This window comes from Streptomyces gobitricini, from assembly GCF_039532985.1.
GTDB lineage: Bacteria > Actinomycetota > Actinomycetes > Streptomycetales > Streptomycetaceae > Streptomyces > Streptomyces gobitricini.
Map to the genome: position 1 here is coordinate 57,139 of NZ_BAAASR010000025.1, position 22,880 is coordinate 80,018.

The 22,880-nt window shown below is 72.2% G+C and carries 18 protein-coding genes; 9 read left to right on the plus strand and 9 right to left on the minus strand.

Annotated features, from left to right (window positions below):
- Positions 1–143 precede the first annotated feature (143 nt).
- Positions 144–818 carry a Crp/Fnr family transcriptional regulator gene (locus ABD347_RS22460; RefSeq protein ID WP_014046869.1) on the minus strand — a complete coding sequence of 225 codons (675 nt, stop codon included), beginning with the start codon at positions 816–818 and terminating at the stop codon, positions 144–146.
- Between the two features lie 306 nt (positions 819–1,124).
- On the opposite strand from ABD347_RS22460, the gene nth reads away from it, so the two are divergent.
- The 3 genes from nth (at position 1,125) to ABD347_RS22475 (ending at position 4,619) form a co-directional block, all read left to right on the plus strand.
- Positions 1,125–2,039: an endonuclease III gene (nth, locus tag ABD347_RS22465; RefSeq protein WP_344364200.1), complete on the plus strand. Its 915-nt coding sequence runs from the start codon at positions 1,125–1,127 to the stop codon at positions 2,037–2,039.
- Between the two features lie 652 nt (positions 2,040–2,691).
- Positions 2,692–3,345 (plus strand): NUDIX hydrolase, encoded by a 654-nt coding sequence (locus tag ABD347_RS22470; protein WP_425575739.1) that lies wholly within the window; start codon positions 2,692–2,694, stop codon positions 3,343–3,345.
- A 74-nt stretch (positions 3,346–3,419) separates the two neighbouring features.
- Positions 3,420–4,619 (plus strand): MarP family serine protease, encoded by a 1,200-nt coding sequence (locus ABD347_RS22475; RefSeq protein ID WP_344364270.1) that lies wholly within the window; start codon positions 3,420–3,422, stop codon positions 4,617–4,619.
- A 15-nt stretch (positions 4,620–4,634) separates the two neighbouring features.
- Here ABD347_RS22475 and ABD347_RS22480 read toward each other — a convergent pair whose 3' ends face one another.
- From ABD347_RS22480 to ABD347_RS22505, 6 genes are all read right to left on the minus strand, one after another.
- Positions 4,635–4,814 (minus strand): hypothetical protein, encoded by a 180-nt coding sequence (locus ABD347_RS22480; RefSeq protein WP_344364201.1) that lies wholly within the window; start codon positions 4,812–4,814, stop codon positions 4,635–4,637.
- A gap of 278 nt (positions 4,815–5,092) precedes the next feature.
- Complete coding sequence (locus tag ABD347_RS22485; protein ID WP_344364203.1) at positions 5,093–6,025, minus strand: alpha/beta fold hydrolase; 933 nt, start codon at positions 6,023–6,025, stop codon at positions 5,093–5,095.
- Positions 6,022–6,516 carry a phage holin family protein gene (locus tag ABD347_RS22490; RefSeq protein ID WP_344364205.1) on the minus strand — a complete coding sequence of 165 codons (495 nt, stop codon included), beginning with the start codon at positions 6,514–6,516 and terminating at the stop codon, positions 6,022–6,024. Before ABD347_RS22490 ends, ABD347_RS22485 begins: the two co-directional genes overlap by 4 nt.
- Positions 6,517–6,555: 39 nt before the next feature.
- Entirely contained in the window at positions 6,556–8,061 is a 1,506-nt protein-coding gene (nhaA, locus tag ABD347_RS22495) for a Na+/H+ antiporter NhaA (RefSeq protein ID WP_344364208.1), read from the minus strand.
- Between the two features lie 300 nt (positions 8,062–8,361).
- Complete coding sequence (gene acs, locus ABD347_RS22500) at positions 8,362–10,317, minus strand: acetate--CoA ligase (protein WP_344364210.1); 1,956 nt, start codon at positions 10,315–10,317, stop codon at positions 8,362–8,364.
- A 255-nt stretch (positions 10,318–10,572) separates the two neighbouring features.
- The gene (locus ABD347_RS22505) at positions 10,573–13,176 is read right to left on the minus strand and encodes a bifunctional SulP family inorganic anion transporter/carbonic anhydrase (protein WP_344364212.1); all 2,604 of its coding nucleotides are present in this window, start codon (positions 13,174–13,176) and stop codon (positions 10,573–10,575) included.
- Between the two features lie 299 nt (positions 13,177–13,475).
- Between ABD347_RS22505 and ABD347_RS22510 the strand changes: the two genes are divergently transcribed.
- Positions 13,476–14,933 carry a polysaccharide deacetylase family protein gene (locus ABD347_RS22510; protein ID WP_344364215.1) on the plus strand — a complete coding sequence of 486 codons (1,458 nt, stop codon included), beginning with the start codon at positions 13,476–13,478 and terminating at the stop codon, positions 14,931–14,933.
- On the opposite strand, the gene ABD347_RS22515 is transcribed toward ABD347_RS22510, so the two are convergent.
- Positions 14,921–15,907 (minus strand): ATP-binding protein, encoded by a 987-nt coding sequence (locus tag ABD347_RS22515; protein WP_344364218.1) that lies wholly within the window; start codon positions 15,905–15,907, stop codon positions 14,921–14,923. The genes ABD347_RS22510 and ABD347_RS22515 overlap by 13 nt on opposite strands.
- Before the next feature lie 112 nt (positions 15,908–16,019).
- Here ABD347_RS22515 and ABD347_RS22520 point away from each other — a divergent pair, with 112 nt between their 5' ends.
- Positions 16,020–16,883 (plus strand): Fic family protein, encoded by an 864-nt coding sequence (locus ABD347_RS22520; RefSeq protein ID WP_344364219.1) that lies wholly within the window; start codon positions 16,020–16,022, stop codon positions 16,881–16,883.
- Between the two features lie 698 nt (positions 16,884–17,581).
- Here ABD347_RS22520 and ABD347_RS22525 read toward each other — a convergent pair.
- Positions 17,582–18,412, minus strand: coding sequence for an HAD family hydrolase (locus ABD347_RS22525; RefSeq protein ID WP_344364220.1), 831 nt, complete (start codon positions 18,410–18,412; stop codon positions 17,582–17,584).
- A 579-nt stretch (positions 18,413–18,991) separates the two neighbouring features.
- Between ABD347_RS22525 and ssd the strand changes: the two genes are divergently transcribed.
- The 4 genes from ssd to ABD347_RS22545 are packed head-to-tail and all read left to right on the plus strand — an operon-like array spanning position 18,992 to position 22,858.
- Positions 18,992–20,095 carry a septum site-determining protein Ssd gene (ssd, locus tag ABD347_RS22530; protein ID WP_344364223.1) on the plus strand — a complete coding sequence of 368 codons (1,104 nt, stop codon included), beginning with the start codon at positions 18,992–18,994 and terminating at the stop codon, positions 20,093–20,095.
- Positions 20,092–21,243: a TadA family conjugal transfer-associated ATPase gene (locus ABD347_RS22535; RefSeq protein WP_344364224.1), complete on the plus strand. Its 1,152-nt coding sequence runs from the start codon at positions 20,092–20,094 to the stop codon at positions 21,241–21,243. The genes ssd and ABD347_RS22535 overlap by 4 nt, the downstream gene beginning before the upstream one ends.
- An 11-nt stretch (positions 21,244–21,254) precedes the next feature.
- A complete protein-coding gene (locus tag ABD347_RS22540; RefSeq protein ID WP_344364271.1) occupies positions 21,255–22,097 on the plus strand; it encodes a type II secretion system F family protein in 843 nt (280 codons plus the stop codon).
- On the plus strand, positions 22,094–22,858 hold the full coding sequence (locus ABD347_RS22545) for a type II secretion system F family protein (RefSeq protein WP_344364227.1): 765 nt from the start codon (positions 22,094–22,096) through the stop codon (positions 22,856–22,858). The genes ABD347_RS22540 and ABD347_RS22545 overlap by 4 nt, the downstream gene beginning before the upstream one ends.
- The last annotated feature ends 22 nt before the right edge of the window (positions 22,859–22,880 follow it).

The window sequence follows — 22,880 nt, forward strand, 5'->3', positions numbered from 1 at the left end:
GCGGTCCCGGGGGCCCGGGGCGGGCGGCGGCGGCAGCGGCGGCCCGTCCTCGTCCGGACCGTGGACGGCACGGCGCCGAGAACCGATCGGACGCCGATGGGCCGCCCCGGTGATCCGGGGCGGCCCATGCGTCGTTCGGCGTACTAGCGCGAGCGCTTGGCGAGCCGCTCGACGTCCAGCAGGATCACGGCACGCGCCTCCAGGCGCAGCCAGCCGCGGCCGGCGAAGTCGGCCAGTGCCTTGTTGACCGTCTCGCGGGAGGCGCCGACGAGCTGGGCCAGCTCCTCCTGGGTGAGGTCGTGCACGACGTGGATGCCCTCCTCCGACTGCACGCCGAAGCGGCGCGACAGGTCGAGGAGCGCACGGGCGACACGGCCCGGAACGTCGGAGAAGACAAGGTCGGACATCTGGTCATTGGTCTTGCGCAGGCGGCGGGCGACCGCGCGCAGCAGGGCGGTGGCCACTTCGGGGCGGGCGTTCAGCCAGGGCTGGAGGTCGCCGTGGCCGAGGCCGAGGAGCTTGACCTCGGTCAGGGCGGTCGCGGTGGCCGTACGGGGACCCGGGTCGAACAGGGACAGCTCACCGATCAGCTCGCCGGGGCCGAGGACCGCGAGCATGTTCTCGCGCCCGTCGGGGGACGTGCGGTGGAGCTTCACCTTTCCTTCGGTGACCACGTAGAGCCGGTCGCCCGGGTCGCCTTCGTGGAAGAGCGCGTCGCCACGGGCGAGCGTCACCTCACTCATCGAGGCGCGGAGCTCCGCGGCCTGCTCGTCATCGAGCGCCGCGAAGAGCGGGGCGCGCCGCAGAACGTCGTCCACGAGTTCTCTCCTATGTCGACCTGCTCAGAGACGTTGGGTCCCATGATGCCGGACGGTAAAACAGTGCGATCAATCACAACAAGTTTGACGCACTGGTACGCGTGTCCGTACGGCAGGGCCCCGATTGGGTCCTGATCGACCGTGGCCGGGGCGGATGACGGCGGTGGCGCTTAGGCTGGCCGGGTGTCCAAGTCGCCGGTGAGAGCGCAGGCCGAGGGGGCCGGGAGAGTGTCCGGGGAAGAGAATTCCGCTGTAGGCGAACAGGTGTCGCCCAAGTCGATAAAAGGTGCGAAAACGGACAAGTCGATGAAGGCGAGCAAGGCTGGCAAGGCGGCCAAAGCGGTCAAGGCGGCCGGGGCGGCCGAAGCGGTCGAGGCGGGCAAGGCGGTCAAAACCGCCAGGACCGGCGAGGGCGGCGAGGCGGCGAAGCAGGCGCAGAGGGCGGGGAAGCCGGAATCGCGCCTGGCGATGGTGCGCCGCGCCCGGAAGATCAACCGTGAGCTGGCCGAGGTCTATCCGTACGCCCATCCGGAGCTCGACTTCCGCAACCCCTTCGAACTGCTCGTCGCGACCGTGTTGTCGGCCCAGACGACCGACCTGCGCGTCAACCAGACCACCCCCGCCCTCTTCGCGAAGTACCCCACGCCGGAGGACATGGCGGCGGCGGTTCCGGAGGAGCTGGAGCAGATCATCCGGCCGACCGGGTTCTTCCGCGCCAAGGCCAAGTCGCTGCTGGGCCTGTCCGCGGCGCTGCGGGACGACTTCGGTGGCCGGGTCCCCGGCCGCCTGGAGGACCTGGTGCGCCTGCCGGGCGTGGGGCGCAAGACGGCGAACGTGGTCCTGGGCAATGCCTTCGGAGTGCCGGGCATCACCGTGGACACCCACTTCGGCCGGCTGGTCCGGCGGTGGAAGTGGACCGAGCAGGAGGACCCGGAGAAGGTCGAGGCGGAGATCTGCGCGATCTTCCCCAAGTCGGAGTGGACGATGCTCTCGCACCGGGTGGTCTTCCATGGCCGGCGTATCTGCCACTCCCGCAAGCCGGCCTGCGGCGCCTGTCCGATCGCGCCGCTGTGTCCGGCGTACGGGGAGGGGGAGACGGACCCGGAGAAGGCGCGGAAGCTCCTCAAGTACGAGATGGGCGGCTACCCGGGTCAGCGTCTGGCTCCGCCGCCGGACTACCCGGGCCGCCCGGCGGCGCCCCTGGGTACCGGTGACGAGTGACGGAACGAACCAGTGGCTGGAACGCGTTGTGAAGCCGGGGGTGCCTATGACGCGCGCTGAAGAACACCCGTACGACCGCGACCGCAACCGCGACCGTGACCGCGACCGCCCGGCGCGGCCGGCCGACCCACGGCCGACGACGACGCCGCCCGGCATCGAGCCCACCGCCCCCCGCACGCCCCACCGCCGCCCGGCGCCCACCGCCGGCGGCCGGGAGACCGTCACGGCCACCGCTGTCGCCCCCGGGGCCGCACCCGCAGCCGCGCCCGCCCCTCCCGGGGCTCCCCTGGCACAGGCCGCCATCCCTCGAGCCACCCCCGCCCAGCAGGCGGCCCACCCGGGCGCCCCGTCCCGCCCGGAGCGCCCCGCCCCGCAGGCGGCTCCCGCCCAGCAGGCGGCCCACCCGGGCGCCCCGTCCCGCCCGGAGCGCCCCGCCCCGCAGGCGGCTCCCGTCCAGCAGTCCGCCCCCGCCCCGCAGGCGGCCCTCCCCGACGCCCCCGACCGCCCGGGCACCTCCGGAACCGCCCACCCGGATGCCCCCGACCGCCCGGGCACCTCCGGAACCGACTGCCCGGGGGCCCATGCCCGTGCGGGTACCGAGGTGCGGCCGGGGACGGGGGCGACCGGGTGGGACCGGGCGGGATCGGTCGCCGTGAGCGAGGAGGGGCTGCCCGAGTGGCTGGAGCCGGTGGCGCGGGCGGCGAGGACCGTCGCGCCCGAGCAGCTCAGCCGGTTCCTGCCGCCCGAGCGCGGGGGCCGCCAGTCCGCCGTGCTCATCCTCTTCGGGGAGGGCGACCACGGCCCCGAGCTGCTGCTCATGGAGCGTGCCGGGAGCCTCCGCTCCCACCCCGGGCAGCTGTCCTTCCCGGGCGGCGCCCTCGACCCCGAGGACGGCGACCCGGAGGCCGACGGCCTGCTGCGCGCCGCGCTGCGCGAGGCGGAGGAGGAGACGGGGCTCGACCCCGCCGGCGTACAGATCTTCGGCGTACTGCCACGGCTCTACATCCCCGTCAGCGGCTTCGTCGTGGCGCCCGTCCTCGCCTGGTGGCGCTCGCCGAGTCCCTTCCGCGCCGTCGATCCGGCCGAGACCGCCCGCGTCTTCACCGTCCCCGTGGCCCATCTCACGAACCCCGCCAACCGCGCCACCAGCGTCCACCCCAGTGGCCACCGAGGTCCGGCGTTCATGGTCGAATCGGCCCTGGTCTGGGGTTTCACCGCCGGAGTGATCGACCGGATCATCCACTTCGCCGGCTGGGAGCAGCCCTGGGACCACGGCAAGCAGGTCCCGCTCGACTGGCGATCATGACAGGCTGACGCCGTGCTCCGCGGCCGAACGGGGCGGCTGGTGCGACCGGAGACGAATCTGCGAGGCTGATGACGGTGAACGTGCTGGACATTCTGCTGCTGGTCGCCGCCGTGTGGTTCGCGATCATCGGATACCGACAAGGCTTCGTCGTCGGCATCCTGTCGGTGATCGGCTTCCTCGGCGGCGGGCTCGTCGCGGTCTACCTCCTCCCGCTCGTCTGGAGGCCGCTGACGAACGACGCCAAGGTGTCGACGACCGCCGCGATCGTCGCCGTCGTCATCGTGATCGTGTGCGCCTCGGTGGGCCAGGCCTTCACCACCCACCTCGGCAACAAGCTGCGCCGCCACATCACCTGGTCACCCGCCCGCGCGCTGGACGCCACCGGCGGCGCCCTGGTCAACGTGGTGGCCATGCTCCTCGTGGCCTGGCTGCTCGGCTCGTTCCTGGCCCAGACCACCTTGCCGACCATCGGCAAGGAGGTCCGTAACTCCAAGGTGCTGCTCGGCGTGGACCGGGCACTGCCCGGACAGGCCGACATCTGGTTCTCCGACTTCTCCTCGGTCCTCAAGCAGAACGGCTTCCCGCAGGTCTTCAGCCCGTTCGCCAACGAGCCGATCACCGAGGTCCGCGCCCCCGATCCGGCGCTCGCGGGGAGCCCGGTGGCCGCGCGCGCCAAGAAGTCCATCGTCAAGGTCGTCGGTACGGCGCCGAGCTGCGGCAAGTCCCTCGAGGGCACCGGGTTCGTCTTCGCCGAGCGCCGTGTGATGACCAACGCCCATGTCGTCGGCGGCGTCGACGAGCCGACCGTCCAGATAGGCGGTGAGGGCAGGCGGTACGACGCGAAGGTCGTGCTCTACGACTGGCAGCGCGACATCGCCGTACTGGACGTACCGGACCTGAAGGCAGAACCGCTCCGGTTCGCGGACGCGGACGCGCGCAGCGGTGACAGCGCCATCGTCGCGGGCTTCCCGGAGAACGGCGCGTACGACGTCCGCTCCGCGCGGGTGCGCGGCCGGATCGACGCCGACGGCCCGGACATCTACCACCGTGGCCAGGTGCGCCGCGATGTGTACTCGCTGTACGCGACGGTCCGCCAGGGCAACTCCGGTGGACCGCTGCTCACCCCGGACGGCGAGGTGTACGGGGTGATCTTCGCCAGGTCGCTGGACGACCCGGACACCGGTTACGCCCTGACGGCCGACGAGATCCGCCAGGACATCGAGCTCGGCCGGACCGCCAACCAGCAGGTCGACAGCCAGGGCTGCGCTCTCTGACCGGCGGATCCGTGCCTAGTGGCGCGTGTGCCGGAGGCGCGCCGAGACCCAGCGGGCCCGGCGGCGGAGGATGCGGGAGATCCCGAGTCGGGGGTCCGGCCCCTGGGCGACCGGTGGGCCGCTCCTTGGGGGGATCGGCGCAGAGGCCGAGCGGCGGTTCCGTGCTGAGTCAGCGTAGTCGTGCGTCCAGCCCATACCTCGACGTCTGCCCGGACCCCATGGTCGGTAACCGCCCCGGGGGCCGCCAATTGGCGTATGCGGCAGGCAATTGGCTGTTCGTCATACAACCTTCCAGCCGCTTCATCGGGCGACCGTCCAACATCCCTCCGGCCGCCGCCGCGACCACCGTCGTCGCCACCGCGACCACCACCGTCGTCGCCACCGCGACCGCCGCCACCACCGCGACCGCCGTCGCAACCGAGACCACCGCCGTCGCGACCACCGCGAGGCACCGCCGCCCGCCGGTACGGCGCCTAGCGGTCGGGCTCGGGGTCCTTGAGCCAGTTGATGAGCTCGGTGGAGAACGCCACCGGGTCCTCCTCATGGGGGAAGTGGCCCAGGCCGTCGAAGAGCCGCCACCGGTACGGAGCTTCTACGTACTCGCCCGACCCGGCCGCGCTGCGCGTCCGCATCGCCGGGTCCAACGAGCCGTGCAGGTGCAGCGTCGGAACCCGCACCGGGCGCTTCATGCGCCGGTTGAACTGGATGCCGTCCGGGCGCGCCAGTGACCGCACCATCCACCGGTACGGCTCGATCGAGCAGTGCGCCGTCGACGGGATCGTCATCGCCCGCCGGTACACGCCGACCGCCTCCTCGCTCGGTTCCTGGCCGGGGCCGGACCACTCGCGGACCAGCCGCCCCACCAACGCCGCGTCGTCCGCGACCAGCTGACGCTCCGGCAGCCAGGGTCGCTGGAAGCCCCACACGTACGACCCGGCACGCGACTGGGAGAAGTCGGAGAGCATCGCCGAGCGCCACCGCCGAGGGTGGGGCATCGAGGAGACCGCCAGCCGGCGCACCAGCTTCGGCCGCATCACCGCCGCCGTCCACGCCAGATACCCGCCCAGGTCGTGCCCGACCAGCGCGGCGTCCGGCTCGCCGAGCGAGCGCACCACACCCGTGATGTCGAGCGCCAGGTTCGCCGCGTCGTAGCCCCTGGGCGTACGGTCACTGCCGCCCACGCCGCGCAGGTCCATCGCGACCGCCCGGAACCCGGCGTCGGCGAGCGCGGGCAACTGGTGCCGCCACGTCCACCAGAACTGCGGGAAACCGTGCAGCAGCAACACCAGCGGCCCGTCGCCCATCTCGGCGATGTGGAAGCGCGCCCCATTGGCCGCCACGTCACGATGTGTCCAGGGACCATCGATCCGTACGGGACTGCCGGTGTTGCTCTCAGGGACGGTCATGCGGACGAGCGTGCCACAACCTCGGCCTCGTCCTTGACCGCAAGGGCGGGACGAATCGGACGACCGGTGGTGTCCCGCGGGTGGGGCTTGGCGTTGCCGAGCACGGCGGCCGTCCGCTTGGCCGAGGCGATGGACCGCTCCGGCGGCTTGACCTTCTTGAACTTGGTCACGGCGAGCAGTGCCGCCAGCCCGGCCAGCACCAGGTACGCGCTGCCGACGATCAGGAAGGACCACGCGAGCCCGAGCCCCAGGTTGTGGATTCCGTACGCCGCGGCGAAGCTCAGCACGGGGAGCGAGAAGATCGCGAAGACGCCCGCGACGCTGATGGCCGCCCCGCCCATCGCGCCGCGCTTGACGTCCTGTCGCAGTTCGGCCTTGGCCAGCGCGATCTCGTCGTGCACCAGCGCGGACATCTCGGTGGTCGCCGTGGCGACCAGCTGGCCGAGACTGCGCTCCGCACCAGGTCCACCATTGTCGGCGGGGTAGCTCATTGTCTCGCTCCCTCTTCTCTCCTGTGGTCCGACCTCAGATCATGCCGGACCATCGCCGTCTGTGCGCGATCCCCCCGCCACTTCCGCCTCCCGAACCGCCTGAGCCTCCTGAGCTGCCTGGGTTCCCGGAGCACCGTGAGTAAACTGCGTCGCTCCGGCCTGCTGAGACCCGTGGGCCGCGACCGCCTCGGCGAGCCGCCGGTGCTCGGTGGCCTTCCTCTCGTGGATCTCCGCCATCCGCATGTGGTAGGCCGGGTCGTGCTGCTCGTACACGTCCGGGATGCCGTCCATGTCGTCGTCGCGGTCCTCCTCCGCGCACAGCAGCTGGTACTTGCGCACCCGCAGCTTCAGCAGGATCGCGGCGAGTACGGCGGCGATGAGCGAGCCCATCAGGACCGCCGCCTTGACCTCGTCGGTCAGTGCCTCGTCCCCGGCGAAGGCCAGCTCGCCGATGAGCAGCGAGACGGTGAAGCCGATGCCTGCGAGGGTGGCGACGGCGAAGAGGTCGGCCCAGGTCAGGTCCTCGTTGAGCTCCGCCTTGGTGAAGCGGGCCGCCAGCCACGTACCGCCGAAGATGCCGAACGCCTTGCCGAGCACCAGGCCCAGCACCACGCCGAGGGTCTCGGGCTTGGTGAAGACGTCGGCCAGCGCACCGCCGGAGACGGCCACGCCCGCCGAGAACAGCGCGAACATCGGCACGGCGAAACCGGCTGACAGGGGCCGGACCAGGTGCTCGATGTGCTCGCCCGGCGAGTGGTCCTCGCCGTCGCGCCGGGTGCAGCGCAGCATCAGGCCCATGGCTACGCCGGCGATCGTGGCGTGGACGCCGCTGTTGTACATCAGGCCCCAGATGACCAGGGCCAGCGGCACGTACACGTACCAGCCGCGCACGCCCGTGCGCAGCAGGAACCAGAAGAGGGCGAGGCCGACGACGGCGCCGCCGAGCGCCGCGAAGTTCAGGTCGCTGGTGAAGAAGACCGCGATGATCAGGATCGCGAACAGGTCGTCGACGACGGCCAGGGTGAGGAGGAAGGCGCGGAGCGCGGACGGCAGGGAGGTGCCGATGACGGCGAGGACGGCGAGCGCGAAGGCGATGTCGGTGGCGGTCGGGACCGCCCAGCCGTCCAGGGAGCCGCCCCCGGTGACGTTGACCAGTACGTATACGAGGGCGGGGGCGATCATGCCGCAGAGCGCGGCGACCACGGGGAGTGCGGCGGCCTTCGGGTCGCGCAGCTCGCCCGCGACCAGCTCGCGCTTGAGCTCGATGCCGGCGACGAAGAAGAAGACGGCGAGCAGTCCGTCGGCCGCCCAGTGCTGGAGGGACAGGTCCAAGCCGAGGGCGGCCGGGCCTATGTGGAAGTCGCGCACCGACTCGTAGCTGCCGCTGATCGGGGTGTTCGCCCAGACGAGGGCGGCGACGGCGGCCAGCAGGAGCAGGACGCCACCGACGGTCTCCGCACGCAGCGCGTCCGCGATGTACGTCCGCTCGGGGAGGGAGAGACGCGCGAGGAACTTACGGGGGTTGCTGGGGGTGGGCGCGGCCACGGTGGCGGACCTCCGGTCGGTCGGTCGGTAGGGCGGGCATGACGAAGCACATGCCGACCAGACTTCCCGGCGCACCCTGAGACTCGTTGTCGTGGATCTTATTGTCGTGTTGTTGACGTGCTGCTCAACCCTACCCGGCGTGCGCAAGGTCATATCCGGCGAATGCCACTTTATGCGTGAAGAGGGCATCCGGCGCGTCGTCGCCGGGTGCCCTCTCCTCGCCGGGTGCCCTCTCCTCGCTCGTGGCCCTCTCCTCGCCGGGGCCGTGGCCGGTCAGTTCTCCCCGGAAGCCGTGGCCGGTCAGTCCTCGCTGGAGGCCGTGGGCAGCTTGGACTGGATCAGGTCCATGACGGACGAGTCCGTGAGCGTGGTGACGTCACCCAGCTGCCGGTTCTCCGCGACGTCCCGCAGCAGACGGCGCATGATCTTGCCGGAGCGCGTCTTGGGGAGCTCGGCCACCGGGAGGATGCGCTTGGGCTTGGCGATCGGGCCGAGCGTCGCGCCCACATGGTCGCGCAGGTCGTTGACGAGCGCGTCGTCCTCGCTCGCCGTACCGCGAAGGATCACGAACGCCACGATGGCCTGGCCCGTCGTCTCGTCGGCGGCACCCACGACCGCCGCCTCGGCGACCTTCGGGTGCGAGACGAGCGCCGACTCCACCTCCGTCGTGGAGATGTTGTGACCGGAGACCAGCATGACGTCGTCCACGCGCCCGAGCAGCCAGATGTCGCCGTCGTCGTCCTTCTTGGCGCCGTCGCCCGCGAAGTACTTGCCCTGGAAACGTGACCAGTAGGTGTCGATGAACCGCTGGTCGTCGCCCCAGATGGTACGCAGCATCGAGGGCCAGGGCTCGGTGAGGACCAGGTAACCGCCTCCGCCGTCGGGGACCTCGTTCGCCTCGTCGTCGACGACGGTGGCGCAGATGCCCGGCAGGGCCCGCTGCGCCGAACCCGGCTTCGTCTCGGTGACGCCCGGCAGCGGCGAGATCATCATCGCGCCGGTCTCGGTCTGCCACCAGGTGTCGACGATCGGGGTCTTCCCGGCGCCGATGTTCTCCCGGTACCACATCCACGCCTCGGGGTTGATCGGCTCACCGACCGACCCGAGGACCCGGAGGCTGCTCAGGTCGAACTTGGCGGGGATGTCGTCCCCCCACTTCATGAACGTACGGATGGCGGTGGGCGCGGTGTAGAGGATCGTGACGCCGTACTTCTGCACGATCTCCCAGAACCGCCCCTGGTGCGGGGTGTCCGGCGTGCCCTCGTACATCACCTGCGTGGCGCCGTTGGCCAGCGGCCCGTAGACGATGTACGAGTGGCCCGTCACCCAGCCGATGTCGGCGGTGCACCAGTAGACGTCCGTCTCCGGCTTGAGGTCGAAGACCGCGTGGTGGGTGTAGGCCGCCTGGGTGAGGTAGCCGCCGGAGGTGTGCAGGATCCCCTTGGGCTTACCCGTCGTACCGGACGTGTAGAGGATGAAGAGCGGGTGCTCCGCGTCGAACGCCTCGGGGGCGTGCTCGGTCGACTGGCGGGCGACGATGTCGTCCCACCACACGTCCCGGCCCTCGGTGAAGGCGGTGTCCTGGCCGGTGCGGCGCACCACCAGGACGTGCTCGACCTGCGGGCACTTGGCGACGGCCTCGTCGATGGCCGGCTTGAGCGCGGACGGCTTGCCGCGCCGGTAGCCGCCGTCGGCCGTGATGACCAGCTTGGCGTCGGCGTCCTGGATGCGGGAGGCGACGGCGTCGGCCGAGAAGCCGCCGAAGACGACGGAGTGCGCGGCGCCGATACGGGCGCAGGCCAGCATCGCCACGGCGGCCTCGGGGATCATCGGCATGTACACCGCGACCCGGTCGCCCTTGCTGACGCCCAGTTCGGTCAGCGCGTTCGCCGCCCTGGAGACCTCGTCCTTGAGCTCGGCGTACGTGATGGCCCGGCCGTCGCCCGGCTCGCCCTCGAAGTGGATGGCGACCCGGTCGCCGTGCCCCGCCTCGACGTGCCGGTCCACGCAGTTGTACGCCACGCTGAGCTTGCCGTCGGCGAACCATTTCGCGAAGGGCGGGTTCGACCAGTCGAGGGTCTCGGTCGGCTCGGTGGCCCAGCTGAGCCGACGTGCCTGCTCGGCCCAGAAGCCAAGCCTGTCCGCCTCGGCCCGCTCGTACGCGGCCGCCGTCACATTGGCGTTCGCAGCCAGCTCGGCGGGCGGTGCGAACCGCCGCTCCTCCTTCAGAAGGTTGGCCAGGCTCTCGTTGCTCACGACATCTCCCATTCCCGGGGCGTCCGATGTGTCCCAGCCCATAGCTCATCAGCCAGATGCCCGGGTGACAAGAGCTTCCAGGCCATTGGTTTAGACCTCTTGGCCGACAGGTTCCGGGTGATCGGCTGACGGTGTGAACGGGACCGGGTGGTCACGTGACCCCTCCTCCCCGGGCGGCGGGGAGAAGGGGCCACGCCCACTCCCACGGATGCCACCCGCCGAAGGTTCAGGCGTGCGAGGAGGGGCCGGAAGTCGTCAGGCGGACGCTCCCTCCTTGGACGACGGCAGGGCCGCTGGCGAATGGGGGGAGGAGGGAGACGGAGGAGAGGGGGGAGAGGAGGGGGAATCCGAGGAAGGAGATGCCGCCTGCGAGGAGGGGGAGGCGGGTGGTGCGGGCGACGTCGGCGATGTGGAGGGCGCGGGGGACGAGGGGTAGCGGGAACGGCTCGGCAACGGCTGGGCGGACGGGGCCACCCAGTCGAAGACGGCGCTCTCCCCGTCCGTACGCCCGTCACGCCCGTCACGCACGCGGCTGTCGGTGTCCGCCAGCAGATACGCCTGAGCCTCACCCACGTGGAAGTACATGCCGTGCAGCTCCAGCGTGCCCTCGGCGAGCCGTCGTGCCACCGCCTCATGGGCCTTCAGGTGCTCCAGCTGCTGCACCACATTGGTGAGGCAGAGCTGCTCGGCGGCGTCGGCGGGCAACCTGCCCGCACCGTCACCGGCCGGCCCCCCGGAGAGCCGGGCCCAGGTGCGGCGCGTGCTCCGCATCCGCTCCAGACTCGGCATCCCGTGCCGCAACCAGCGCCGCAGCGGGGTCTCGGGCGCGTCCGGCTTGCTGCTCAGCAGGGCCTGCATCGCACCGCAGTCCGAGTGCCCGCACACGGTGATGGACTGTACGCGCAGCACGTCGACGGCGTACTCGATCGCCGCCGCCACGGAGTCGTCCCCGCTCTCCGCACCCGGCGCCGGCACCAGGTTGCCGACGTTCCGTACCGTGAACAGGTCCCCCGGACCACTGGCCGTGATCATGCTGGTGACGAGCCGGGAGTCGGCACACGCCAGGAAGAGCTGCGACGGCCGCTGCCCCTCCCGCGAGAGCCTGGCCAGCTCCTCGCGCACCAGCGGCGCCGTGTTGCGCTGGAAGGAACTGAGTCCGCTGGCCAGCTGGTGGCCCTTCGTCCGACGCCTGGGCTCGGCCACCGGGTGCTCGCCGCAGTGGTGGTTGCGCCAGGGCGTCCAGGGTCGGCAACAGGCGTGCGCACCCGCTCCGGGCTCGGCGATCCGCACGCCGGTGCGGCCGGTCATCTCGACCTGTCCGCCCCGCGCCATGTGGGACATCTGCCAGTCCTGCAGCGTCTCGTAGGCCGCGTGGTCCATGAACGACCCGTCCAGCTCCACGACGGCGGTCGCCCCCTGGGGCACCTGGTGCAGGGCCCGGCTCAGGCGCGGCACGGCCAGGAACGTCAACTGCCCGCGGACCCTGATGTGTTCGACGTCCCCCTTGGTCTCCTTGGTGATCCGCGTCCGGGTGAGCCGGTGCATGGCGACGGCACTGGCCACGACGATGCCCAGCGCCACCCCCTGGAGGATCCCGATCAGGACGACTCCGGACACCGTCACGGCGTAGACCATCACCTCGCGGTGACGGGTGACGCTGCGGATGTGGGTGATGCTGACCATCTGGATGCCGATCACCATGACGAGCGCGGCGAGCGCCGGCAGCGGGATCAGGTCCAGGACGGGCACGAGTACGAGGGCGGCCAGCACCACCCACAGCCCGTGCAGCATCGTGGAGTGCCGGCTCACGGCCCCGGCCGACACGTTGGCCACGCTGCGCACGGCGACGCCCGCGACCGGCAGGCCGCCGAGCGCGCCGGAGACGATGTTCGCGGCTCCCTGGCCCGCCAGCTCCCGGTCGAGGTTGGAGCGCGGCACATGGACCGTGGTGTCCTTGCGGGCGGCCACCAGCTTGTCGACGGCGACGGCCGACAGCAGCGACTGGACGCTGGTGACGAGCGTGATGGTCAGCACTCCCACGGCGATACCGAGGACGGGCCCTTCCGGAAGCCCGGGAAGCGCGTGACTGCTCCACGACGGCAGGTCGACACGCGGTACGCCGATCCCGGCGGCGATGGCCAGTACCGACGCGGCGGCCACGGCGGTGAGCGCCGCCGGCACCTTCCGCAGCACACGGCCGGCCCGTCCGGGGAGCCGTGGCCACACCAGCAGGACGACGACGGTCACCACGCTCACCGACACCGCCGCCGTGTGCAGATCGGCCAACTGGGCGGGCAGGCCCAGGAAGTTGTGCACGGCCGAGCTCTGCGGCGTACCGCCCAGGACGACGTGGAGCTGGGCGAGGGCGATGGTGACGCCGATGCCGGCCACCATGCCGTGCACGATCGCCGGGGACACGGCCAGCGCGGTGCGCGCCACCCGCAGCGCGGAAAGCCCCAGTTGGGCGAGCCCCGCCAGGACGGTGATGGCGCAGGTGGTGCGCCAGCCGTACCTCTGGATGAGCTCGGCGGTGACGAGGGTCAGTCCCGCGGCGGGCCCGCTGACCTGGAGCGGCGCGCCGCCGAGCCGGCCGGCGACGATGCCGCCGACCGCGGCGGCCACCAGGCCGGCCTGGAGCGGGGCACCGGTCGCGAGTGCGATGCCCAGGGAGAGCGGGAGCGCGATGAGGAAGACGGCGATGGAGGCCGAGACGTCGGCGCCCGCGACACGGAACCGGCGGCCGCCCTCGGGTGGCGGGGGGCTGTGCGGCTTCAGGAGGCGTGGCCTCCCGGCAGTACGGAACGTACGGCCGGAGTGGCCGCCGGACGGACCGGTGCGGGCAGGGGTGCAGGCAGTCATGGGTTCCCGTCTCCTCCGGGGCGGCGCGGTCGCGGTACGTGCGGGTCGAACGAACGTGGGGTCGCGGCCGTGGGTCACGGCGTGCAGTGGCGGGAGTGTGCCAACTCTCTGTAAACAGATCGTAATGGAGAGTAAAGAGTCCGGCATTATTTTCGATGCATAAGGGGCAATATTTCACCTAATTCAGTGATTAGTCCTTCTAGTACGGCTTGTCGTATGTTCACACCCACTTCCGTGGTGCGACGTTGACGGGGCTCGCAGCAGAGACCTCCGTGGACCACGAGAAGGGTGGGCGGAAGATGGCCGCCACGAAACAGACCCCCACGAGCGGGCCCGCCACCCGCGGGAACGCCGTCCGCCGCTACGCACTCGACGCCGCCCGCGCCGGCGCCGCCCGGTGGGCCTCCGCCCGGCGGACCCTCGCGCGCCGGACCTCCGGCGGCACGCCGGATTCGGGGCAGGCCGCCCCGGCCGCGGCCGGCCTGCGGGGGCGCCCCCTCGGCGTGGTCACGGTCGCGGCCGGTGTGGCGGTCGCCCTGGCGGCGGGGCTGGCCGGGTGCACCGGCTCGGACGAGGACGCCGCGGGCGCGGCCGGCCCGAAGCAGGTCACAGCGCCCAAGAGCGCCGTCCGTCTCATCGGCGACGGCTCGACCGCCTACACCGGCGCCCAGCCGGGACTGAAGAAGCCACAGCGCCTCAAGCCCGGCGAGAAGCCGCCCCAGTTCGTGGTCTTCTCATGGGACGGCGCCGGCGAGGACAGCCAGAAGCTCTTCTCCCACTTCCGCAAGGTGGGCAAGCGGTACGGCGCGACGATGACGTACTTCCTCAGTGGCGTCTACCTGCTGCCGGAGGAGAAGTCGAAGCTGTACGTCCCGCCCGGCCACGCCCCCGGCCGTTCCGACATCGGCTTCAACGACACCGAGGGCATCCGCGACACCGTGCGCGAACTGCGGGGCGCCTGGCAGGAGGGCAATGAGATCGGCACCCACTTCAACGGCCACTTCTGCGGCCCGGAGAGCGGTGTCGGGACCTGGTCCGTCGAGGACTGGAAGAGTGAGATCTCCCAGGCCAAGTCCTTCGTCAAGAACTGGAAGACCAACTCCGGCCTGACCGCCGAGAAGCCGCTGCCGTTCGACTACGACACGGAGCTGATCGGCGCCCGCACCCCCTGCCTGGAAGGCCGGGACAACTTCGTGCGCGCCGCGAGCCAGCTCGGCTGGCGCTACGACACCAGCGGCGTCAACAACCAGGTCTGGCCCGGGAAGAGGGAGGGCCTGTGGGACCTCTCGCTCCAGATGATCCCCATCCCCGGGCGGTCGTTCGAGACGCTGTCCATGGACTACAACTTCATGGTCAACCAGTCCGGAACGGCCAAGGGCGCGCCGTCCATGCACCAGTTCTGGGGCAACCAGTTCCGTGACGGGATGCTCCAGGCCTTCGAGCGCGCGTACAACGGCAACCGCGCCCCCCTGATCATCGGCAACCATTTCGAGTCCTGGAACGGCGGCACCTACATGCGCGCCATCGAGGAGACGATCGCCGACGTCTGCGTCCGCAGCGACGTGCGGTGCGTGTCGTTCCGTCAGCTCGCCGACTGGCTGGACGCGCAGGACCCCGCGGTCCTGGCCAAACTGCGCACGCTGAAGGTCGGCGAGGCGCCGAAGAACGACTGGCCGGCCTTCCTCGCGGCCCGGCCGGCGACCGCCGCCTCACCGGCCGTCCCGGCCGGCGCCCCCGCCCGGCGTCAGGCGGGCTGAACGGCACCGAGCCCTTCACCGAGTACGAAGCCGGGGTCGACCTGCGCAGCCAGGTCGGCCCCCGTCTTCGCGTTGCCCCAGCTCTCCGCGTTCTTCAGGTGGAAGTGCACCATCTGGCGCGTATACCGCTCCCAGTCGCGGTGCCGGTACGAGTCGTCCGCGGCGTTCTGCAGGGACTGCAGCGCCATCCGGTTCTCGGCCTCCAGCAGTTCGAAGCGCGCCGGACGGCCCTTCTCCATCGAGCGGACCCAGTTCGAGTGGCCGACCGTGACGAGCAGGTCGTCCCCGATCTCCTCGCGCAGGAAGTCGACGTCCTCCATGCCCTGCACCTTGTTGCCGACGACGCGCAGCTCGACGCCGAAGTCACGCGCGTACTCCTTGTACTGGCGGTAGACGGAGACGCCCTTGCGGGTCGGCTCGGCGATCAGGAAGGTCATGTCGAACCGCGTGAACATCCCCGACGCGAACGAGTCCGAGCCGGCCGTCATGTCGACGACGACGTACTCCTCCGGCCCGTCGACCAGGTGGTTCAGGCACAGCTCCACCGCCCCGACCTTCGAGTGGTAGCAGGCCACTCCGAGGTCGGCCTCGGTGAACGGCCCCGTCGCCATCAGCCTGATGTCGCCGTCGTCCAGGCGCACCGGCCGGGCGCACGCCTCGTAGATCGGGTTGTCCTCGCCGACGCGCAGGAGCCGGGACCCCTCGCCCGGGGGCGTCGTCTTGATCATCGTCTCGGCGGACGGGATCCGGGGGTTGGTGCCGCGCAGGTACTCCTTGATCAGCGGCAGGTGCGCGCCCATCGCCGGCAGCGCGGCCGCTCCCGCCTCGTCGAGGCCCAGCGCGGCCCCGAGGTGCTGGTTGATGTCGGCGTCCACCGCGAGGACGGGAACCTCGTTGGCGACGAGATGGCGGATGAAGAGGGAGGACAGCGTGGTCTTGCCGCTGCCGCCCTTACCTACGAAAGCGATCTTCATGTTCAGATAGCGTAGCGGGGCGTAGTGGCGCGATTGCCCCGCGTTGCCGTCGTGTATGACGAAGGCCACTCCAAGGTGGGTCGCCGGTGCCGGGCGCGTAGCCTCGCTACCTATGAGTACGAATCCCGCTGACCCCCTGGTCGCGCTGGGGGCGCTGCCCGGTGTGCCCGATGCCGTGGACTCCGTTCGCAAGGCCGTCGACCGGGTCTACGGGCACCGCGTGATGCGGCGCCGCAGCAACGAGGTGACCTCCGAGGCGGCGCTGCGCGGCGCGCGCGCGTCCGCGGCCCTGTCGGGTGCCGACTGGGCCCTGGAGGAGGTGCGCCGGCGTACCGACTTCAGCGGGGACGCGGAGGCGCGGACGGTCGGCGCCGCCCTGCGTCTGGGCGCCGAGACGGGCCAGCTGCTGTCGATCTGGCGGCAGTCGCCGATGCGGGTGCTGGCCAGGCTCCACCTGGTCGCGACGGGCGACCCCGGCAGCCCGGCGAGCGCCGCGGCAGGTGGGACGGCCGGAGTGCCGGCCGACTCGGTGGGGCGGCCGCGGCGGGACGGTGAGCCCGTCGACGAGCCCGGCATCGAGGCGCCGCTCCCCGGCGCCGCCGAGGTCGCGGGCCGTCTTGACGGGCTGGCTGATCTGATCGTCGCGGGCAGCTCGGCCCCGGCGCTGGTGACGGCCGCCGTGGTGCACGGTGAGCTACTGGCGCTCCGGCCGTTCACCTCGTACAGCGGGCTGGTGGCGCGGGCGGCCGAGCGCATCGTGCTGATCGGCAGCGGGCTGGACCCCAAGGCGATCTGCCCGGCCGAGGTCGGTCACGCGGAGCAGGGGCGCGCGGCTTACGTCGCGGCGTTCGAGGGCTATCTGTCCGGTACCCCGGAGGGTATGGCGGCGTGGATCTCCCACTGTGGACGGGCGGTGGAGCTGGGCGTCCGGGAGTCGACCGCGGTCTGCGAGGCGCTCCAGCGCGGAGCGGCGTAGCGGAACCCGGCCGCCTTACGCGCGGCGCCGAGGGGGAGCCGGCCGCACCTGGGGCCGGTGGCGCGACCCGTGGCCGTGGCCCGGGCTGCGACACCGTCGGAGACCGTCGCGTGGGCGGGTGCGTCCGGGGTGGGCGCGGTGCGGTCCGGGCGCGGTGGTCCGGCGCGCGGTGCGGGTCGCGGTGCGATGCGTCCGGCGTGGGCGCGGTGCGGGTCGCGGTGCGGTCTGGGCGCGGTGGGTCCGGCGTGGTGCGGTGCGGTCCGGGCGCGGTGGGTCCGGCGCGGTGCGGTGTGGGCGGGACAGGGTTGCGGCGGTACCACCTGAGCGGTACCGCCGCTGGCACGTCCGCCGGGTTACCATGCGTCCTCGATATGTGCCCATCAGGCGGGGACTTTGCCCGACGCCTGGTGCGGCTGGCCCGTAATCGACGGGTCGACGTCGCGTGGGTACTCAGCTTCCGTGCTGTTCGGTCCGTGGGGCCTTCTTGCTCAACAGGGGATCCTTTCGGATGTCCTTGGTCTCGCGGGCCGTTAAGTCCTTTGTACTCCCGTCCGGGGCGATACGAAAGTCCTGCCTCCACTTTTTACCTTGGGCGCTGGATGTCCACCGTCATCCGTTTCCTGCGCACCATCGACGCCTGGCTCGCGCGGTGTGGTGCGTTGGTGCGTTGGTGCGAGCACGTGCGGTGCGCCAGGTACTCACGCCGACTGCCGCCGTCGGCTGGTGTACCAGACCAGGCCGGCGGTGGCCGCCGCCGCACCCACGGCCGCGGCTGCCACGAGCGCGGGGCGCGGCGGCATCCGGAAAGCGGGCAGGCGCTGCTTCAAACGGACCGGGCGGTTGAAGACGAGAACCGGCCAATCGCGCCCGGCCGCCTCGCGGCGGAGCGCGCGGTCCGGGTTCACCGCGTACGGGTGTCCGACGGCCTCCAGCATGGGCAGGTCGGTGGCCGAGTCGCTGTACGCGTAGCAGCGGGACAGGTCGTACCCTTCCGCTTCCGCCAGCTCCCGGATGGCCTCCGCCTTGGTGGGGCCGTAGGCGTAGTACTCGACCTCTCCGGTGAAGCAGCCGTCGTCACCGACGACCATCCGCGTCGCCACGACCCGGTCGGCCCCGAGCAGCTCGCCGACAGGTTCGACCACCTCGGCGCCGGAGGTGGAGACGATCACGACGTCCCGGCCGGCGGCGTGGTGTTCCTCGATGAGGGACGCCGCCTCGTCGTAGATGATCGGGTCGATCAGGTCGTGCAGGGTCTCGGCGACCAGCTCCTTGACCTGCTGGACGTTCCAGCCCTTGCAGAGCGCGGAGAGGTACTCCCGCATCCGTTCCATCTGCTCGTGGTCGGCACCGCCGGCCAGGAAGACGAACTGGATGTAGGCAGTCCGCAGTACGGCGCGGCGGTTGATCAGGCCGCCTTGGTAGAAGGACTTGCTGAAGGTCAACGTCGATGACTTCGCAATGACCGTCTTGTCCAGGTCAAAGAAGGCTGCTGTGCGCGGCAAGGAGTGGTTTTCCACGAGCCTGAGCATAGGTGCCCGCCATTCGGCGTACGCTGGGGCGTGTGGGTTTGCCTGAGAAGGCTCTCGGGTACACCATGGAAGTCACGGATCGTTCGCGACCGTGCTAACCCGGCCCGGCTCCTCCCCCCCCCGAGTCGGCCGGAAAGACGACCCCCGCTCTCCCCCCCGGCGGGGGTCGTCGCATGTCCGGACGCGTTTTCGTCCGTTTTCGACGGCTCTGATCGAACATTCCGTCCTCCTCCCGCGCTCCGGTCGGGGATCGTCGCCATCCCCTGTACGTCACTCAGAGTAGCGGAAGTGCTGCGCTGCGGAAGTCGCTGGTATGAGCTACGTGGATATTCACAACGGGCAAGTTGTCCACAGTTTTAAGGGAAGATCCACTTCTTTTCCAGAAGTCGTTCATCGTGATTCCGGCCGCGAAGTCCGCAGAGGCGGAATCGCAGATCTCCCGTCGCGCGACGGCGGGAGGAGACCCGCTGCGGAAGCCGATCCGCACCGACACGTCGGACACGCGGGAACACCCGTGTGCCGCGAGGGGCCGAACGGTCACACACGAGCGCGATGAGACAGGGGAGAGGGGCGGAGATCATGGCTGGTTCCATCACATCGGACCGGGCGCCGACCGTCGAGGGGCGGCGGGACGGACCGCTGATCGTGACCGAGGACGCGGAACTCCTCGACGACCTGCTGCGGTTGTGCGCCGCCGCCGGCGCGCAACCGCAGGTGTACCACGCGGTGCCCGAGCACAGAGCGAGCTGGGACGCCGCGCCGCTGGTCCTGGTCGGGGACGACGCGGCCGCCCGCTGCCGGGGCGCGACACGCAGGCGGGACGTGCTGCTCGTCGGACGTGGCCAGGACGATCCGGGGGTGTGGCGGCGTGCGGTGGAGATCGGCGCGGACTGCGTGTTGCGGCTGCCCGAAGCCGAGAGCTGGCTCGTCGACCGGATCGCCGACGTGGCCGAGGGCGCTGGGCGGCAGGCGCTGACCGTCGGGGTGATCGGCGGACGCGGTGGTGCCGGGGCGTCGACGCTGGCCTGTGCGCTGGCTGTCACGGCGGCGCGTGAGGGGCGGCGGACGATGCTCGTGGACGGTGACCCGCTGGGCGGGGGAATCGACGTTCTGCTGGGCGGTGAGCAGGCGGAAGGACTGCGATGGCCGGATCTCGCGGCTGCCAGGGGCCGGGTCGCGGGCGGGGCGTTGGAGGAGTCGCTGCCTTCACTGCGTGGCCTTCGGGTTCTCAGCTGGGACCGTGGCGAGTCGGCGGCGATCAGCCCGGAGGCGATGCGTTCGGTGCTGGCGGCGGCACGCAGACGTGGCGGTGTGGTGATCGTGGACCTGCCGCGCCGGGTCGATGACGCGACCGTGGAGGCGCTGGCCCAGTTGGACCTCGGGCTGCTCGTGGTGCCCGCCGAACTGCGGGCCGTCGCCGGCGCCAAGCGGGTGGCGGCCGAGGTGGGCACGGTGCTGCGCGAGTTGCGCGTGGTGGTCCGCGGGCCGTACGCCGCCGGGGTCGACGACCAGTGGGTCGCGGAGGTGCTGGGCCTGCCGCTCGTGGGAGAACTGCCCGTGGAGCCGGGCCTGGAGGCGGCTCTGGACGCGGGCGCCCCGCCGGGCGGGAGCGCGCGAAGTCCGCTCGGCCGCTTCTGCGCGGCGTTCTGGGAGCGGGCGCTGGCCGAGGAAGGCGCGTCGTGACGGCGGGGCTGCTGGAGGCCGTCCGGCAGCGGCTCGTGGAGAGCGGCACGGAGCCCACGCCCGCCGGAGTGGCGGCCGCGCTGCGGGCGCAGGGCCGGGTGCTGGGAGACACGGAAGTGCTCGGCGCGGCGGAGGAGCTGCGGTGCGAACTGGTGGGCACCGGACCGCTGGAGCCGCTCCTCGCCGATCCGGCGGTGACGGACGTACTGGTGTCGGCTCCGGACCGGGTGTGGGTGGACCGGGGCGCGGGGCTGGAGCTGTCGGGCGTCGCGTTCCCGGACGCTGCGGCGGTCCGCAGGCTGGCGCAGCGGCTGGCGGCGGTCGCGGGACGGCGGCTGGACGACGCCCGGCCCTGGGTGGACGCGCGGCTGCCGGACGGCACGCGGATGCACGCGGTGCTGCCGCCGGTGGCGGTCGGTTCCGCCTGCCTGTCGCTGCGAGTGGTACGGCCACGGGCCTTCTGCCTGCGGGAGTTGACGGCGGCCGGGACGGTGCCGCCGGGTGGGGACGAGGTACTCCGGGCCCTGGTCGACGCTCGGGTGTCGTACCTGGTCAGTGGCGGAACGGGGTCGGGGAAGACGACGTTGCTGTCGACGTTGCTGGGGCTGGTGGGCGAGCGGGAGCGGATCGTACTGGCCGAGGACTCGGCCGAGTTGCGGCCGGACCACCCGCATGTGGTCCGGCTGGAGGCCCGGCCGCCGAACCAGGAGGGCGCGGGCCGGGTGACGCTGCGGGACCTGGTGCGTCAGGCGCTGCGGATGAGGCCCGACCGGCTGGTGGTGGGCGAGGTGCGCGGAGCCGAGGTGACGGATCTGCTGGCCGCCTTGAACACCGGGCACGAGGGCGGCTGCGGGACCGTGCACGCCAACACCGCCGCCGATGTGCCGGCGCGTCTGGAGGCGCTGGGGACGGCCGCGGGGCTCGACCGGGCCGCGTTGCACAGCCAGGTGTCGGCGGGTCTGTCGGTGGTCGTCCACCTCGTGCGGGCCAGGGACGGGCGACGCCGGATCGCCGAGGTGCATGTGCTGGACCGGGACGCGCGGGGACTGGTCGTCACGGTTCCCGCCCTGCGGTGGGCGCCCGAGGGGTTTCGGTACGAGCGGGGCTGGGAGCGGCTGCGGTCGCTGATCGGGGGTGAGCGGTGGTGACGGGACAGCCGATGTACGCGGCGGTGTGCGCGGGTGCGGCGGCCTGGCTGGTGCTGGACCGGGAGCGGGGGCTGCGGCGGGCCCGGCTGCTGTTCGCGGGCGGTGGTGACGTGCCGGCCGCGGGGGCGTGGTCCTGGCGGCGCTGGGTGCCGGTGGCGCGGGTGCGGGTGCGGGTGCGGCGGGAGTGGCTCTGTCTGGTGGTGGCGGGGGTTCTGGCGGTGCTGGCGACGTCGGTGCTGCCGCTGGTCGCGGGGGCGTGCGCCGTGCCGTTGGCGGGACGGTGGCTGAGGGCCGCGGAGCGGGCCCGCGCCCGGGAGCGGCGCGCGGACGCGGTGATCGCCCTGTGCGGTGCGGTCGCCGGTGAGTTGCGCGCCGGGTGGCAGCCCGGGCAGGCGTTGTTCTGGGCGGCGCGCGACACCGGGGCGTTGGGCGGCGAGGAGGCGGCGGTCCTGGCGGCGGCGAGGTTCGGGGGTGACGTACCGGAGGCGTTGCGGCGTGCGGCGCGGGAGGACGGCGCGGACGGCCTGGTGGGACTGGCGGCCTGCTGGCGGGTGGCCGTGGACGGCGGGGCCGGGCTGGCGGCGGGCTTGGACCGGCTGGAGGCGGCGCTGCGCGAGCGGCGCGACCAGCGGGAACGGCTGAGAGCCCAGCTGGCGGGCGCCTGGGCCACGGTCGGGTTGCTGGCGCTGCTCCCGGTGGTGGCGCTCGCGATGGGCTGGGCGCTCGGCGCCGATCCGTTGCGGGTGCTGTTCCACACCCCGGCGGGCCTGTGCTGCCTGGCCGTGGGAGGCCTCCTGGAAGGCATGGGCCTGTGGTGGGCCGGGCGGGTCGTACGGGCCGGGGAGGAGCCGTGAGCGGGCAGCTGCTCCCGGGCGTGGGGGCCGCGGTGGCTCTGGCGGCCGGTGCGGCGTGGCTGACCGGCGCGCTTGCCGCCCGGCGACGTGAGCGCCGCGCGCGCCGGCGGGTCACCGCACTGCTGAGGACCGGGCAGGGGCGCGGCCGGCCCCGGTGGCGGGAGCGCGCGGTGTGGGCGCGGCGGTGGGTGGCACCGGCCGGGGCGGCCGTCAGCGGCTGGATCCTGTTCGGCGGGGTCGCCGGGTGCGCGGTGGGTGCCGTCGGCGCGTATGGCGTACGGAGATGGCAGCGGCGTCCGCGCCCTGCCGGGGAGGAGGACGCGGAGGCGGTGGCGCGGGGGCTCCCGATGGCGGCGGACCTGCTGGCCGCGTGTCTGTCGGCCGGGGCGGGGCCGCGCGAGGCGGCGGAGGCCGTCGGGGACTCACTGGGCGGGCCGGTCGGTGACCGGCTGGCGAAGGCAGCGGCCGAGCTGCGGCTGGGCGGCGAACCGAGCGAGGTGTGGGGCCGGTTCGGTGGGATACCGGGCGCCGGACCTCTGGCGCGCTGTCTGGAGCGGGCGGCCGCCTCGGGCGCTCCGGCCGCCGAGGCGGTCTCCCGGCTGGCCGCCGGGCTCCGCGCGGACCAGGCCCGGCGGGCCACCGCCCGCGCGCAGCGGGCGCAGGTGCTGATCACCGCTCCGGTGGGGCTGTGCTTTCTGCCCGCGTTCCTGGCGGTCGGAGTGGCCCCGGTGGTGATCGGACTGGCGAGCGAACTGTTGTGACGGATCGACATCTCTTGGGGGT

What these genes read in the sequence shown, in the direction of transcription:
- ABD347_RS22540 (WP_344364271.1), top strand. Translation starts at nt 21,255, where the DNA reads ATGTACGCGGCGGTGTGCGCGGGTGCGGCGGCCTGGCTGGTGCTGGAC.
- ABD347_RS22515 (WP_344364218.1), bottom strand. Translation starts at nt 15,907, where the DNA reads ATGAAGATCGCTTTCGTAGGTAAGGGCGGCAGCGGCAAGACCACGCTG.
- nth (WP_344364200.1), top strand. Translation starts at nt 1,125, where the DNA reads ATGAAGGCGAGCAAGGCTGGCAAGGCGGCCAAAGCGGTCAAGGCGGCC.
- ABD347_RS22505 (WP_344364212.1), bottom strand. Translation starts at nt 13,176, where the DNA reads ATGACTGCCTGCACCCCTGCCCGCACCGGTCCGTCCGGCGGCCACTCC.
- ABD347_RS22525 (WP_344364220.1), bottom strand. Translation starts at nt 18,412, where the DNA reads ATGCTCAGGCTCGTGGAAAACCACTCCTTGCCGCGCACAGCAGCCTTC.
- ABD347_RS22510 (WP_344364215.1), top strand. Translation starts at nt 13,476, where the DNA reads ATGGCCGCCACGAAACAGACCCCCACGAGCGGGCCCGCCACCCGCGGG.
- ABD347_RS22480 (WP_344364201.1), bottom strand. Translation starts at nt 4,814, where the DNA reads ATGGGCTGGACGCACGACTACGCTGACTCAGCACGGAACCGCCGCTCG.
- ssd (WP_344364223.1), top strand. Translation starts at nt 18,992, where the DNA reads ATGGCTGGTTCCATCACATCGGACCGGGCGCCGACCGTCGAGGGGCGG.
- ABD347_RS22485 (WP_344364203.1), bottom strand. Translation starts at nt 6,025, where the DNA reads ATGACCGTCCCTGAGAGCAACACCGGCAGTCCCGTACGGATCGATGGT.
- ABD347_RS22520 (WP_344364219.1), top strand. Translation starts at nt 16,020, where the DNA reads ATGAGTACGAATCCCGCTGACCCCCTGGTCGCGCTGGGGGCGCTGCCC.
- ABD347_RS22490 (WP_344364205.1), bottom strand. Translation starts at nt 6,516, where the DNA reads ATGAGCTACCCCGCCGACAATGGTGGACCTGGTGCGGAGCGCAGTCTC.